A 14,355-nucleotide genomic window follows, 5' to 3' on the forward strand; every position below is an offset into this window, starting at 1 on the left:
AACACGGCATATCTATGTGATATGCCGTGTTAAGGTCAATTTATATAAAAAATATTTGTTATATGCAAAAACTAAGCAGGAATTTGTTTACGCTTTTTCTGGAACAGCTTCTTGTAGTTTCTCAATTGACTTTTGAATGTCCAAAATTTCTTTTTCAATATGGCGCTTGTTTTGAGAAATATCTTGTTTCCAGTTAGAAAGCGTGTCTTGCATGTCGTCTTTTAATTCTTGAAACACTTCTTTACCTTCTGAAGCAGTTTCAACGATTTGACGCTTTAATAACTTTGTATCAGCTGTAATATCAGCTAAAGTCTTTTTAATATCATTTCCTTTTTCTTTTAACTTGCCGCGCATGGCTTTGCCAGAAGAAGGAGTAGAGAAAAGAACTGCTAATCCAGCAACTGCTCCGCCGCAAAGGACACCTGTAATAAAGGATTTAGCTTTTGACATAAAAAGAGACCTCCTTATTTTTCGTTCGTATTCATGATGTGAAATAGTATGCATATCTTTAAAACAAGAGAAAGAAAAGAGAACTTTTCCTTCTTGTAAGTGCGCTATGCACAGAAAAGTATACCCCGGTATATGGAGTGAAGAAACAAGCCTTGCAATATGTAATTACTTCGGGGAATCGGCTTGTTATGTATTACGTCTTCTTATAGTGTCACTATTTCACACTATTTGCAATTGTGCTTGCGATGTTTTGTAAATTTTCCATTGTATATTCATTTTGGTGTGATTTCCAAACGGCACCGAAACCATCGTTTTCACCGTAGCGTGGAATTAAATGAAGGTGGAAGTGGAACACAGTTTGTCCAGCTTTTTCACCGTTATTGTTAAGTAGGTTAAAGCCAACTGGATTAAACTCTGCTTTAATCGCATTTGCGATTTTTGGAACGACAGAAAAAATGTGTGATGCGATTTCTGGCGTTAACGCAAAAATGTCTTGTTTGTGAACTTTCGGAATAACAAGAGTATGTCCTTTTGTTACTTGACTAATATCTAAAAATGCAAGCACATGTTCATCTTCGTATACTTTTGAGCAAGGGATTTGCCCGTCAATGATTTTACAAAAAATACAATTGTCTGCTGTATGATTCATCGATCTCATCCTTTCAAATATCCTTAGCCGTATTTTACCATAATTACATAAGAGAACAAACACGAAAAACAGGAAGCTGACTCAGCTTCCTGTTTTCTGAAGAGGGATTGAAAAAGCATTATCGTAATTTACGTTTCGCAGACACCCCATTTATTTAAGAAATGCATGGTAAATCGGCTAAAGTTTCTGCCGTAGACACCCCATTTTCAAGTGAAATGAATTGCAATCTTTTTAAAATGAAATTGTTTATTTTTTAAAACAGTATATGCTCTTTCGGAGACACCCCGTTTCGAAAATGAAACAAATGATCTGGTTATGTGTAAATTTCATTGTCCAACATGGACACCCCATTTCATGATGACTTCACTATGTTGTTATACTCATCAATTGGTGGTTGCTTTTTCAATGTGTTCCTTCTTCACTAATTATGATGTCCGCTTTCGTAAAAATATATGCTAACAAATTTAAATTTTTTTTGAACACATCGATACTATGTAGTACAGCGCAATTTTTGGTAAGATGAATATAGAATGAATACTAATGAAGAAAGTGGTGTCGTATGAGCGAGTTATTGCGTGTAGAAAATGTTACAGGAGGATATACGAAACGACCTGTATTAAAAGACGTTTCGTTCTCTGTTAATAAAGGCGAACTTGTCGGCTTAATCGGTTTAAATGGGGCTGGTAAAAGTACGACGATTAAACATATTATCGGTTTAATGGAACCGAAAAAAGGAACTGTCACAATTAATGGGAAAACAATTCGTGATGATATGACAGCGTACCGTTCTAGCTTTTCATTCATTCCAGAAACACCGGTATTATATGATGAGCTAACGCTAGAAGAGCATTTGAAATTAACAGCGATGGCGTACGGTGTCGATGAAAAACAGTACGAAGAACGTGTAGGACAACTATTGCAAGAATTTCGTATGAAAAATCGTTTAAAATGGTTTCCATCTCATTTCTCAAAAGGGATGAAACAAAAGGTAATGATTATGAGTGCATTTTTAGTGGAGCCATCTCTTTACATAGTAGACGAACCTTTCGTTGGACTGGATCCGTTAGCAATTCAATCTCTACTTCAAATGATGGATCAAATGAAAAAGAGCGGCGCAGGTATTTTAATGAGTACACATATTTTAGCGACGGCAGAGCGTTATTGTGATTCGTTCATTATTTTACATCAAGGCGAAGTAAGAGCGATGGGAACATTATCTGAACTGCAATCACAGTTTAATATGCCAGGTGCAACGTTAGATGATATTTATATTGCCTTAACAAAGGAAGAAGATTATGAATAGTACAGCATTATGGAAAGAACGATTTCGTCACTTTCTAAAAGAAGTTCGTACATATAGTAAATACGTATTTAACGATCATTTGAAATTTATTTTCGTGTTTATCATCGGTGCGGGAGCGTATTATTACCAACAATGGTTACAAACGTTAACACCTTCGTTTCCAACTGCGCTCGTAATGGCAGTGCTAATTGGACTAGTTTTAACAGCTGGATCAATGCAAACGTTATTAAAAGAAGCAGACCTTGTTTACTTACTGCCAGTTGAAGAGAAGCTAAAGCCTTACTTCACAAAGGCCTTTCTCTTTACGTTTATGATTCAGTTATACATAATCGCAATCGTAGCAGCTGCGCTTGCCCCGTTATACTTCCAGCAAATGAAGCAAACAGGAGCGGCTTACATATGGATTGTAATCGCGTTTGTCATTGTGAAAGCTTGGAATTTATTTATAGCGTGGGAAAAGTCCTTTTTAACAGATCAAAATGTACAAAAGGCGGATTGGTTCATACGTTTTATCTTAAACGGTTTATTTGTATATTTCCTTGTAGAACGTACTTCAGTTCTTTTTATTGGCGGAATTGTTCTATTCATGGTGTTATACCTTGCTATCATGCATCAAATGGTGAAAGGGAAGCCGCTGAACTGGGAGTATTTAATTTCTGAAGAAGGTAAAAAGATGATGTTACTGTACCGCATTGCGAATATGTTCGTTGATGTACCAGCATTAAAAGAGAGAGTATCCCGCAAGAAATGGCTTGATTTCATTCTTTCGATAATCGGCGAAAAGCGTACATATTTATACTTATATACGAGAACATTTTTAAGATCAGGTAACTATTTTGGATTATATGTGCGTTTGCTCGCTCTTGGAGGAGTTATTCTTTACTTCATTCCATTTTTATATGGACGATTCATCGTGAGTTTTATCTTCCTATACTTAATCGGCTATCAGCTATTAACTTTATGGAAACATCACCGCATGAAAATTTGGCTTGATTTGTATCCAGTAAAGGTAGATGAAAAGAAGAAAGATTTTCTTACTTTATTAAACGCGATTCTAATCATCGGGAGCGTAATCTTTACAGTTATATTTGCACTAGCAACGAAAGATTTCATGATGACAGGAATTTTACTTATCGTAAGCATATTATTTAGTATCGGTTTCGTTTACCAATACGGGGCGAAGCGCATTGAGCGTTTAAATTGAAAGGAATGAACCTATGATTACATATGAAGAGAAGGTTATAAAAGAATTGGAGCAGTGGAAAGCTACATTCATGAAAGATTCTTCTATGATGACACGGTTCTCCAAAAAAGTGCAGACGAAAGTACAACAGCTCATTCCGGCGAAAGTACAAAAGGTGTTAACAGAGACGATTCGTATGATGGTGCAAACGATCAGCGCCGGATCAAACTTTATAAAGCCGAAATTAAAAGAGACGACATGGTCACTGCAAAGACGTGACGATGAAGTACGCAAAAAAATGGATGAGTACAAAAAAATAGCAGCGGCGGAAGGAGCAGGGACTGGAGCTGGTGGTATTCTCCTTGGCCTTGCTGACTTTCCGCTTTTACTCGGCATTAAAATTAAATTTTTATTCGATGCAGCAACATTGTACGGATTTGATACGAGTAACAAAGAAGAGCGCCTTTTTATCCTTCACGTTTTCCAACTCGCCTTTTCAAGTGATGATCATCGAAAAGAAATATGGAAAGCCATCGAAACGTGGGATACAGAAGAAGAAAATCATATGGACTGGGAAAAGTTCCAAACAGAGTACCGAGACTATATCGATTTAGCAAAAATGCTTCAGCTCGTACCGATAATCGGTGCCCCGGTCGGCGCATATGCGAACTATCAATTACTGCAAAGACTTGGAGAAGTGACGATGAATTGTTATCGTATGCGATTGTTGAATAGGGATTAAAAAGAAGGCGTCCTACATGTGTAATGTAGGGCGCCTTTTCTTAGAAGCCAAGTCCACTATAGCTAGCTCCAACTATAATTAATACGATAAAGAGTACAATGATGAATGGAAATCCGCTCTTACCAGCTTGTCCATCTTCACCGCCACCAGTTCCGCCGCTACCGCCTTTACCACCAAGTCCCATATGAACATCCTCCTTATTGTTATATATTGCTTTTACTTTATGTTTTTCTACATTTACCAATAACCCCCTTCTAAAGCGCTAACTAACTTGAAAATCATTTCGTTTCATTTTATAATTTACTTACCGACCGGTAAGTAAAAACAAGTGAGGTACAGTATGACAAAGAATTTACAAACATCGCAGAACATTGTAGAGGCGTCATTTAAACTTATGGCAGAGCACGGTATTGAGAAAATGAGCCTTTCCATGATTGCGAAAGAGGTAGGTATTTCAAAACCGGCCATTTACTATCATTTTTCTTCTAAAGAAGCGTTAGTAGATTTTTTATTTGAAGAAATTTTTTCTGGGTATCATTTCTCTTCTTACTTCGATAAAGATCAATATACGAAAGAAAATTTTGCAAAAAAGTTAATTGCAGATGGTTTACATATGTTGTCTGAGTATGAAGGACAAGAAGGTATATTACGCGTCATAAATGAATTTATCGTAACTGCGGCGCGAAATGAGAAGTATCAGAAACGTTTATTTGAAATACAAGAAGAGTTTTTAAATGGATTTCATGATTTATTAAAGCAAGGTGTAGAACTTGACGTTGTGTCACAACATGCAACAGAAGAGAATGCTCATACGTTAGCGCTTGTTATCGATAATATGAGCAACTACATGTTAATGGGATTCCAGTTAAAGTATAAAGAAATTTGGATTCGAAATGTGAAAAACGTCATAAAGGAGGAGTAAAAGTGAAAATGCAAAAAAACTGGTGGCTCGGTTTTCTTGGATTCATTGGAGTGTATAAAATTCCAGGTATGATAGAGGCTTTTCAGGCGGATGGAAGTTGGCTGAAGTTAATCGGTTTCATTTGGTTACTTTGGTTCGGATATTTTATTCCAGAGAAGAAAGATAATTAAATTTCAATTTTCTGTAAAGTTATGTAAAATATAGATTGAGAGTATTCATATATTAGATTACTAGATTTGGAGTGGTTACATGGATCCATTGAAAAATGAAATTCACCCTGACATGGTCAAGGTGTGGAAAACGCGTTCCTTAATTGAGTTAGGAATTAGTATTATCGTCATTTTGGCATATCTTTTCTTTATGATTAAGTTTAATTGGTGGGCTTGGATTTTTTATGTGCTCATCGGATTAACAATTGTATATACGCCGTTTGATTACTTTACATTCCCGAAATTGCGTCAACGTTACTATAGCTACCAACTAAATGAAGAAGAACTTGAAATTCAGCACGGTCTTTTCGTCGTAAAACGTGTATTAGTACCGATGATTCGTGTGCAGCACGTTACAATTGAACAAGGGCCAATTATGAGGAAATACGGATTAGCAGAATTACACATTTCAACAGCGGCGACTTCTCATAGTATCCCAGGTTTAACGATGTATGAGGCAGAAATGTTGAAAACGAAAATCGCAGAATTAGCGAAAGTGAGTGATGAGGATGTATAAGAGGCAGCATCCAATCACGATGTTATTAGAATTAAAAATAACAGATTTTATACCATTTATTATTTTTCTTTTTAGTTTAAAAGGAAAGTTTCCATTTTGGTATTTAGTTCCTATCGGTTTTGCGGTAATCACGATTGTTTCAGCTATCGTAGGCTGGTACTACAAAGTATATTGGGTCGAAAATAACGTATTACATATTAAAGAAGGGCTCTTTGTGAAGAAGGAGAGCTACTTAAATAAAGAACGTGTTCAAACGATTAATACAAGTTCAGGCATGCTGTACCAAGTGTTAGGACTAAAGAAAATTAAAATTGAAACAGCTGGCGGAGGAAATGAGCCGGAAGTTAGTTTAGCTGGTATTACGGTAGAAGAGGCAACAAAGCTTATTACAATGTTAAATGAGCCAACCTCGGTAGTAAAAGTAGAAGAAACATCAGAAGAAGTAGTACAAAAAGAAATTATTACAGAGGAAAAACAAACGACAGAGTACAAGTTAACGTGGAAAGAGATTTTAATAGCGTCTATTACATCTGGTCAATTTGGATTATTATTCTCTTTAATATTTTTCGTTTATAACCAAGTGGACGAGTACATTCCGAGATGGATCAAAAATAGCGTAGAGTCTTATGTTATGGATCATGATATATATGGCTGGATTTACATGGTAGCTATTTTACTTGTCGTTTCTTGGATTATATCTACAATTGGATATGCGTTAAAACATGGGGATTTCACAGTCAATCGAAAAAATGATGAAGTCCGTATTTCGCAAGGATTACTTGAGAAAAAAGAACTCGTATTAAAGTTACACCGCATTCAAGGTATTACGATAAAAGAAGGTATATTACGCCAACCATTCGGTTATTGTGCTGTGCAAGTAGAAGTCATTCAAAGTGAAGGAAAAGAAGAAAAAGTTACGCTACATCCTATCATTCGAAAAGATCGCGTGCAACAGTTACTCACCCATTTACAATTACCATACGAACTGAATACAAACATTATTTCATTACCAAAAGCAGCATTGCGTCGCTATCTCATTGATAGTTTCATCTTCTTCGCCATGCTAGCAATCCCGCTGACGGGAATCAGCATATACTTTGAAAAGTATTACATCATGTGGGCATTATTACCGCTCGCGATCCTCATCTTTACAATTGGATACGCAACATTTAAAACAAATGGTTACGGTGTAAACGGAGAACAAATTACAATTGTGTATCGTAGTATTGGAAAATATACAGGACTTGTAAGAAGAAGACACGTCCAATCAATGGAGAAGACACAATCATATTTCCAGCGCCGCGTAGACTTATGTACGTATAAGTTTTCTAGTGCATCATCGAATTATAAATTAGAGCATACGAGAGTAGAAGATGCAGAGAGAATGCAGGATTGGTATAAGAAGAGAATAAGTGAGGATTAGTTTAAAAAGGCTTGCCTAGTATGATAGGTAGGCTTTTTTTATAGGGAAATGAGTAGTTTGCAATTGAACTAAGTTTTCTTTAGTCCAATCCATATATGAGTACTACAGCGCACATATATGAATATGTATCAGAAAAAAGGAAGTGTGCTTCTATTTAAGGGGAATTCGTGAAATATTTGATATAAATGGTATAATAATGTAGAAATAATATTAGGAGGCTATGTATGATAAGTCAGTTGAAAAGAGAAGCACTTGATGCATTAAAAGGAAAATGGGGATTAGCAGTAGGAGCAACCTTATTAATTGGAATTCTTATTGGAGCTGTGGAATTTCTAACCACAGGTATTTTCTCAATGTTTTGGGGTTGGGAAGAAGCAAGTGATTCGCTTACAGTAACTATTATTGCAATGCTTATTATCGGTCCGTTAACAACGGGTGCTTATTACCTAGTTTTAAATGTAATTCGTGGAACTAATGCTAGTATTGGTCATGTATTTAGATGGTTTAGCGATGGAAGTAAGTTTATGAAGGCATTTTTAACATATTTACTAATGTATGTATACGTAATTCTATGGACATTACTTTTTATTATTCCGGGTATTATTAAATCATTTTCTTATTCTATGACGTATTTTATTTTGAATGATCATCCAGAATACACAGCGAATCAAGCAATTACCGAAAGTCGCCATATGATGAACGGACATAAAATGGATTACTTTTTACTATGCTTAAGTTTCCTTGGCTGGTTCATCTTAAGTATTCTTACTATAGGAATCGGTTTCTTATGGTTAGCACCTTACTTCTATTCGACATCGGCAGCGTTTTATGAAGAGATTTCAAAAGAATATTACAAAAAAGAAGGTACTACTTTCTAATAAAGTGAAACTTTAATCAGTGGGGGGGTCTTCATCCCCACTGATTATTAGTTGAACGAATCGGGCGTTTACGGGCAGTTGATTCCTCACCTAACTTCTTTGCTTTCGCTAAATTTTGAGGTGGGGGTCTTACTGCCCGCAAATAGCGGGATAAAACATCTAAACCGAATATAGGGAGCAGATGGTTTAGGTGTTTTGATATGTGTTCTGTTTTCGGAATTCACTTCAGGATAAGGTATAGGTTTTTATATAGAAATTCTTCCCTCTATGTTTTATCATAGAGGGTTATTTTTTTATGTGAAAATGATAGAAAATAGTGAATAATATATATGAAAGGAAAAAAGTGAGGTGAATGAGAGTGAGCAAATTTTTAATTCCGTATTCATTTTCTATATTAAGTTTCTTTATTTCAGCAACGGCACTTGATTTATATGATAGGATGGGAAAAAATAATGAGATGATTTCGCCGAACATACTTGGAAAGATAATTCAATCTATTTCGCAAATGGGAGTCCTTACATTGTATTTCGGAGTACCTATTATTTTAGGTGGATGTCTTCTTGGTGAGATATTGTTTAGAGGTATCATTTTACGATTTAAATTTAGCTATATTATATCTGTATTATTATATTTACTCTTAGCTTTTAGTATTGTTTTCATAACGGTAGGGATTCCAAATACATATGAAGATTCCAATGTTTTTTTCATGGGGATAACTATGATTTGTGCTGTTACATTCTTTGTGGGTCGGGATATATGGGAGAAAAAACAAGTTAGTAATGGAGTGGGAACATGAAATACACTTGTCCGTGTTGTGGGTATAAAACAATAGAAGAAGAACCACCAGGTACATATGAAATTTGCAGTATATGTTATTGGGAAGATGATGAGGTTCAGTTTAACAATCCTGACTTTGAAGGCGGGGCAAATGAACCTTCGTTAAGACAAGCACAGAAAAATTTCATTACGTTCGGTGCTTGCGAGGAATGTTTTGTGAAATCAGTTAGAAAACCGACTAGTGAAGATGTGAAGGATGCTAGTTGGAATCAAATTTGTTAAGTAGTTTATAAATAAAAAATGTTATTCCTCCATTCAACGGGAGGAATAACATTTTTTATTTAGTACTGAGAGAATTACAGTTGTCTAATAAGATAAACTAATGAAGGTGATAAAGTAATAGGAAAAGCTAAACTAATAAATCCTATTCATGAATATATTAGAAATGAATATAAAAGTATAGATGTATAGTCAGTGTTGTGTATTTGATGTTATCATATTGAATGATATGGAAATTTTTAATAGAATAAGTAACTAAAAATTCAAAGGTAATGAAGCTTTTGTTGTATAAAGAAAATAGTTAGTAGTACTCAACAATATTAAAAATAAGATACGTATTTATATAATTTTAGTCGAAATGGGGTTTTAAAAAGGAATGAGTACAAGCATAACACGGCAAAAAATTTTATCAGCTGCTTCTCACATTGTGCAATATAAAGGGGTTGCTAAATTAACCTTAGAAGCAGTGGCAAAAGAGGCGGGCGTAAGTAAAGGTGGATTGTTGTATCACTTTTCAAATAAAGAAGCTTTAATAGAAGGTATGATACTCAAAGGAACGGAGGAGTATCAAGACGCTATTTACAATAAAGTAGAGGAAGACTCAGAGAGAAAAGGAAGATGGGTTCGCTCTTTTGTAGAGGAAAGATTAAGTAATGAGAGAAGATCAGAAGAGCTGTCTAGTAGTATGATGACAGCATTCATGTTAAAACCTGAATTACTTGAGCCATTACAACAAGCATTTCACCAACTTCAGAATAATATAGAAAATGATGAAATAGATTCAGTTTGTGCCACAATTATTAGATTAGCAGCAGATGGATTATGGTATTCGGAATGTTTAGGGATTGGAAGACTAAGCCCCGAGTTAAGAGAAAAAGTGATTCAAGCTCTTATTAATAATTCATATAAGTAGAATATACTAACTATATAATATAAGATAATTCACCGTTGGTTATTTAATCCAGTGGTGAATTATTTTTTTTGTTAGAATAATAGAACAATTTTGTAGGGTGTTGAATTATAACCGTCCAGACGGTATAGTAATATTTGGTTTAAGAGGAAAATGAAACAAAAAAAGAATAAAAGATATTTTTAGCACACTATTCGAAAGGATAGGCCGCAAAGCTTAGAGTCTACGGTAATATATATTGGTTACTAAGATCGTCTGGTTGCACATTTTTGATGCAACCGGACGGTCTTTTTTTGTTATATAAATATAAAAAATAGGAGGGAACTATGCAAATGAAAAGTACTAAAAGGCATATTTCAATGGTTTCATTAGTTTTTCTAGTATTATTTTCAGTGCTGAATGTGTGGGCTCCAGTTATTCAAGCTGCTGTGATGAAAAGTCCAGTGGACGAAATTAATATTTCCCGTACTGATGGCACGACATCTGAACCGTATCAAGCCTCAGATGGTATGAAAGTAGAAGTGAAGTGGTCAGCTAAAGAAAAAATAAAAAGTGGAGATCAATTCACAATTGATATGCCAAAAGAGTTTCGAAAAGACCTTATGAATATGAGTTTTCCTTTAAAAGATGCTGAAGGAAAAACAGTTGGTACATGTGAGATGAAAAAGGGCCTATTAACATGTACTATGGGTGATTACGTAGAAGGAAAGAATAACGTTAAAGGTTCTTTATTTGTAGAATTCTACTTTGGTCTAGAAGCATATGATGGTGTCAAAGAAATTCCATTAGAATTTAACGTTGATGGTCAAATCGTAAATAAAGAAGTAAATGTAAGTAATACGACAGAGAGACCGAAGCCACAGCCCAATAAAGATAATCTATTGAAATGGGGTTCTTATAATCAAGAAGATCCGTCCATTGCTGATTGGCTTGTATATGTAAATGCAACTGGAACAGAAATGCAAGATCTTAAATTAACAGATACATTAGGACCTGGGCATGAGTTAATTACAGACAGCGTAGTATTAGAAGAGGCTGTATTTGAAGATGGTTATGCACCAACAAATATTAAGCCAGCAGATTTATCTAACATTAAAATTAATGCGACAAAGGCTGGATTTACAATTGAATTTCCAGACAGTTCCAAAGGCTATGTTTTAAGATATAAAACAAAGGTTACAAATCCTGCTGCAAAACCTCATAAAAATACTGTGAAATTAGAAGGTAAAAATATTAAAACTGAAGAAAAAGTAGGACAAGTATTTGTAAGTGGTGGGGGAGGATCCGGTTCAGGTGACGATAATCCACCTAGCATTGAAAAAAATATAGTTGATGAGAATGGCAAGCTTGTAGAGAATGAGCAGTTAACACAAATGGATCAAGTTATTCAATACCAAGTTGGTACACATATACCGAACGATCCTCCTAAATACACATCTATGGTAATTAGTGATGATTTAGAAGATGTTTTAGAAGTATTAGAGGCAAAAGTGTATGATCAAAATGGTCAAGATATTACTTCTAAAGGAACATTAAAGATAGATAAACAAAAAAGTGAAGTGACATTTACGTTCGGTGAGAACTTTGACTATAAATCATATGAAGACCAGATAATTAACTTGAATATTAAGGCGAAAATTAAAGCTAATGCAGACTTATCTTCTTACGTAGATAAGAAGATTCCTAATAAGGCAGAATTACATTTTGATGATAAGAAATTAACATCGAAAGAAGTAACTGTTACGCCGCCTGAAACTCCAAAAGACGGTACAGTATCAATTCATAAAATAGATGCTGAGGATTCGAATAAAGGGTTAAAAGGTGCCGAATTTGAAGTTCGAAATAGTGCAAATGAAGTTGTTGCAAAACTGAAAACGGACGAAAAAGGTTTTTCAGTACCTCAAACTTTAGCTCCTGGGACGTATAAAGTTTATGAAATAGTAGCACCAGAAGGATATCAAAAATTAAAAGAACCAGTAGAGGTTACACTTCAAGCTGGAGAAACAAAAACAATTGAAATTAAAAATACTATACAAAAGGGTCAAATTGAATTAAAGAAAATTGATTCGGAAAATGGTGAAAAGCCATTAGCAAATGCAGAGTTTGACATAGTAAAAGACGGTGTAGTAGTCGAACATATTGTTACAGATAAAGATGGTAAGGCAATTTCTAAACCGTTAGTACCAGGGAAATATATTTTAAAAGAAACGAAAGCACCAGAAGGATACCAATTAAAAGAAAAAGAGTTCGAAGTAAATGTAACAGGGGACGGCATATTCCCAATAACAGTAGAAAATGCAATGGTAGACAAAGGTAATGTAGAAATTACAAAAGTGGACAAAGAAAGCGGTGCAGTATTAGCGGGTGTCGAATTTGAAGTCCAAAATGAGAAAAGTGAAGTAGTAAGAAAAGTAACAACAGATAAAGATGGAAAAGCAAACGTTTCAGATCTATCAGTAGGAAAGTACAAATTAGTAGAGACGAAAAGCTTACCAGGTTACAAAAAGCTAACAGAACCAGTATCGTTCGAAATCAAAAAAGGTATGACAAAAGTTTTATCATTGAAAGTAGAGAACGAACTGTTAGATAAAGGTTCAGTAGAAATTACAAAAGTAGATAAAGATAGTCAAAAAGTATTAGAAGGCGTAGTCTTCGAAGTGCAAGATGAAAACGGTAAAGTAGTAACAGAAGTAAAAACAGACAAAGATGGTAAAGCAAAAATCTCTGATTTATCAATAGGAAAATACAAATTAGTAGAGATGAAAAGCTTACCAGGTTACAAAAAGCTAACAGATCCAGTATCATTTGAAATTAAAAAAGGTATGACGACAGTCTTATCATTGAAAGTAGAGAATGAGCAGTTAGATAAAGGCTCAGTAGAAATTACAAAAGTAGATAAAGACAGTCAAAAAGCATTAAAAGGCGTAATCTTTGAAGTGCAAGATGAAGCTGGAACAGTAGTAAAGGAAGTAACAACAGATAAAAATGGTAAAGCAAAAATCTCTGATTTATCAGTAGGAAAGTACAAATTAGTAGAGAAAGAAAGCTTACCAGGTTACAAACAATTAACAGAACCAGTATCGTTTGAAATCAAAAAAGGTATGACAGAAGTTCTATCATTAAAAATAGAAAATGAAATGGTAGATACGGGAAATGTCGAGATAACAAAGGTTGATAAAGATAATAAAGCACCATTAGCGGGAGTAATATTCATCGTCCAAGATGAAAAGGGTAATGAAGTTAAAAAAGTAACAACAGATAAAGCTGGAAAAGCAAATGTTTCAGATTTACCTGTAGGAAAGTATGACTTAGTAGAGGTAGAAAGTTTACCTGGTTATAAAAAGCTAGAAAAACCAATATCATTTGAAATTAAAAAAGGCATGACCGAAGTCCTATCATTAAAAGTAGAAAATGAAATGGTGGATACAGGGAATGTCGAGATAACAAAAATAGATAAAGATAGTAAAGCACCATTAGAAAATGTTGTATTTGAAGTACGTGATTCAAAAGGAAAAGTAGTTGCAAAAGTAAAAACGGATAAAGAAGGAAAAGCAAATGTTTCAGATTTATCCATTGGGAAGTATGAGTTGGTGGAAGTAGAGACACCAGCGGGATACAAACCACTTGAAAAACCAATTTCATTCGAAATTGAAAAGGGTAGAATAACAGCACTACAATTAACTGTCGAAAATGAATTAGTGGATACAGGAAATGTAGAAATTACAAAAGTAGACAAAGAAAATAAAGATGTTTTAGCTGATGCAGTATTTGAGATTCAAGATGAAGCAGGAAAAGTAGTCGCTAAAATAACGACAGATAAAAAAGGACAAGCACAAGTTACTAATTTATCAGTTGGCACATACAAATTAGTAGAAGTAAAAGCACCAAAGGGATATAAACAATTAATAGATCCGATTACTTTCCAAATTGAAAAAGGTATGACGAAATCTCTTGTTTTAACAGTAGAAAATGAAATGTTAGACAAGGGTAACGTAGAAATTACAAAAGTAGATAAAGACAGTCAAAAAGTACTAGCAGGTGTAGTCTTCGAAGTACAAGATGAGCAAGGCAAAGTAGTAACAGGAGTAAAAACAGATAAAAATGGTAAAGCAA

At 34.6% G+C, this 14,355-nt stretch carries 15 protein-coding genes and 1 riboswitch; of the genes, 12 read left to right on the forward strand and 3 right to left on the reverse strand.

The window, feature by feature from the left end; genetic code table 11:
- Positions 1–87: 87 nt before the first annotated feature.
- Entirely contained in the window at positions 88–450 is a 363-nt protein-coding gene (locus JDS98_RS24300; protein ID WP_000030306.1) for a YtxH domain-containing protein, read from the reverse strand.
- Positions 451–664: 214 nt separating this feature from the next.
- Positions 665–1,099: an HIT family protein gene (locus JDS98_RS24305; RefSeq protein ID WP_001016840.1), complete on the reverse strand. Its 435-nt coding sequence runs from the start codon at positions 1,097–1,099 to the stop codon at positions 665–667.
- Between the two features lie 559 nt (positions 1,100–1,658).
- Here JDS98_RS24305 and ecsA point away from each other — a divergent pair.
- From ecsA to ecsC, 3 genes are read left to right on the forward strand one after another with little or no spacing between them, the layout of a single operon-like run.
- Entirely contained in the window at positions 1,659–2,402 is a 744-nt protein-coding gene (gene ecsA, locus JDS98_RS24310) for an ABC transporter ATP-binding protein EcsA (RefSeq protein WP_001292604.1), read from the forward strand.
- Positions 2,395–3,606: an ABC transporter permease EcsB gene (gene ecsB, locus JDS98_RS24315; RefSeq protein WP_001089113.1), complete on the forward strand. Its 1,212-nt coding sequence runs from the start codon at positions 2,395–2,397 to the stop codon at positions 3,604–3,606. Before ecsA ends, ecsB begins: the two co-directional genes overlap by 8 nt.
- 13 nt (positions 3,607–3,619) lie before the next feature.
- Positions 3,620–4,327 (forward strand): ecs operon protein EcsC, encoded by a 708-nt coding sequence (gene ecsC / locus JDS98_RS24320; protein WP_000634139.1) that lies wholly within the window; start codon positions 3,620–3,622, stop codon positions 4,325–4,327.
- A 40-nt stretch (positions 4,328–4,367) separates the two neighbouring features.
- Here ecsC and JDS98_RS24325 read toward each other — a convergent pair whose 3' ends face one another.
- Entirely contained in the window at positions 4,368–4,511 is a 144-nt protein-coding gene (locus JDS98_RS24325) for a YjcZ family sporulation protein (RefSeq protein ID WP_000522751.1), read from the reverse strand.
- Positions 4,512–4,667: 156 nt separating this feature from the next.
- Between JDS98_RS24325 and JDS98_RS24330 the strand changes: the two genes are divergently transcribed.
- The 9 genes from JDS98_RS24330 to JDS98_RS24370 all read left to right on the forward strand — a co-directional run.
- Positions 4,668–5,249 carry a TetR/AcrR family transcriptional regulator gene (locus tag JDS98_RS24330; RefSeq protein ID WP_000164841.1) on the forward strand — a complete coding sequence of 194 codons (582 nt, stop codon included), beginning with the start codon at positions 4,668–4,670 and terminating at the stop codon, positions 5,247–5,249.
- A 2-nt stretch (positions 5,250–5,251) separates the two neighbouring features.
- Positions 5,252–5,419, forward strand: a complete 168-nt coding sequence (locus JDS98_RS24335; RefSeq protein WP_000783814.1) for a hypothetical protein — start codon at positions 5,252–5,254, stop codon at positions 5,417–5,419.
- Between the two features lie 79 nt (positions 5,420–5,498).
- A complete protein-coding gene (locus JDS98_RS24340) occupies positions 5,499–5,975 on the forward strand; it encodes a PH domain-containing protein (protein WP_000371349.1) in 477 nt (158 codons plus the stop codon).
- A complete protein-coding gene (locus JDS98_RS24345) occupies positions 5,968–7,398 on the forward strand; it encodes a PH domain-containing protein (RefSeq protein ID WP_199634438.1) in 1,431 nt (476 codons plus the stop codon). Before JDS98_RS24340 ends, JDS98_RS24345 begins: the two co-directional genes overlap by 8 nt.
- Before the next feature lie 224 nt (positions 7,399–7,622).
- The gene (locus JDS98_RS24350; protein ID WP_199634439.1) at positions 7,623–8,276 is read left to right on the forward strand and encodes a DUF975 family protein; all 654 of its coding nucleotides are present in this window, start codon (positions 7,623–7,625) and stop codon (positions 8,274–8,276) included.
- A 352-nt stretch (positions 8,277–8,628) separates the two neighbouring features.
- Positions 8,629–9,072, forward strand: coding sequence for a hypothetical protein (locus JDS98_RS24355; RefSeq protein WP_081339513.1), 444 nt, complete (start codon positions 8,629–8,631; stop codon positions 9,070–9,072).
- Complete coding sequence (locus tag JDS98_RS24360) at positions 9,069–9,335, forward strand: CPCC family cysteine-rich protein (RefSeq protein ID WP_199634440.1); 267 nt, start codon at positions 9,069–9,071, stop codon at positions 9,333–9,335. The genes JDS98_RS24355 and JDS98_RS24360 overlap by 4 nt, the downstream gene beginning before the upstream one ends.
- A 373-nt stretch (positions 9,336–9,708) precedes the next feature.
- Positions 9,709–10,245, forward strand: a complete 537-nt coding sequence (locus tag JDS98_RS24365) for a TetR/AcrR family transcriptional regulator (RefSeq protein WP_098138363.1) — start codon at positions 9,709–9,711, stop codon at positions 10,243–10,245.
- 171 nt (positions 10,246–10,416) lie between these two features.
- Positions 10,417–10,509, forward strand: a riboswitch (cyclic di-GMP riboswitch).
- Positions 10,510–10,568: 59 nt separating this feature from the next.
- Positions 10,569–14,355: SpaA isopeptide-forming pilin-related protein (locus JDS98_RS24370; protein WP_199634441.1), on the forward strand; the 3,787-nt coding region annotated here is incomplete at its 3' end.

Origin of the sequence: Bacillus cereus group sp. N11, assembly GCF_016483605.1 — a bacterium.
Lineage (GTDB): Bacteria > Bacillota > Bacilli > Bacillales > Bacillaceae_G > Bacillus_A > Bacillus_A toyonensis.

What these genes read in the sequence shown, in the direction of transcription:
- ecsB (WP_001089113.1), top strand. Translation starts at nt 2,395, where the DNA reads ATGAATAGTACAGCATTATGGAAAGAACGATTTCGTCACTTTCTAAAA.
- JDS98_RS24300 (WP_000030306.1), bottom strand. Translation starts at nt 450, where the DNA reads ATGTCAAAAGCTAAATCCTTTATTACAGGTGTCCTTTGCGGCGGAGCA.
- JDS98_RS24365 (WP_098138363.1), top strand. Translation starts at nt 9,709, where the DNA reads ATGAGTACAAGCATAACACGGCAAAAAATTTTATCAGCTGCTTCTCAC.
- ecsC (WP_000634139.1), top strand. Translation starts at nt 3,620, where the DNA reads ATGATTACATATGAAGAGAAGGTTATAAAAGAATTGGAGCAGTGGAAA.
- JDS98_RS24360 (WP_199634440.1), top strand. Translation starts at nt 9,069, where the DNA reads ATGAAATACACTTGTCCGTGTTGTGGGTATAAAACAATAGAAGAAGAA.
- ecsA (WP_001292604.1), top strand. Translation starts at nt 1,659, where the DNA reads ATGAGCGAGTTATTGCGTGTAGAAAATGTTACAGGAGGATATACGAAA.
- JDS98_RS24340 (WP_000371349.1), top strand. Translation starts at nt 5,499, where the DNA reads ATGGATCCATTGAAAAATGAAATTCACCCTGACATGGTCAAGGTGTGG.
- JDS98_RS24325 (WP_000522751.1), bottom strand. Translation starts at nt 4,511, where the DNA reads ATGGGACTTGGTGGTAAAGGCGGTAGCGGCGGAACTGGTGGCGGTGAA.
- JDS98_RS24330 (WP_000164841.1), top strand. Translation starts at nt 4,668, where the DNA reads ATGACAAAGAATTTACAAACATCGCAGAACATTGTAGAGGCGTCATTT.
- JDS98_RS24355 (WP_081339513.1), top strand. Translation starts at nt 8,629, where the DNA reads ATGAGAGTGAGCAAATTTTTAATTCCGTATTCATTTTCTATATTAAGT.
- JDS98_RS24305 (WP_001016840.1), bottom strand. Translation starts at nt 1,099, where the DNA reads ATGAATCATACAGCAGACAATTGTATTTTTTGTAAAATCATTGACGGG.
- JDS98_RS24345 (WP_199634438.1), top strand. Translation starts at nt 5,968, where the DNA reads ATGTATAAGAGGCAGCATCCAATCACGATGTTATTAGAATTAAAAATA.
- JDS98_RS24350 (WP_199634439.1), top strand. Translation starts at nt 7,623, where the DNA reads ATGATAAGTCAGTTGAAAAGAGAAGCACTTGATGCATTAAAAGGAAAA.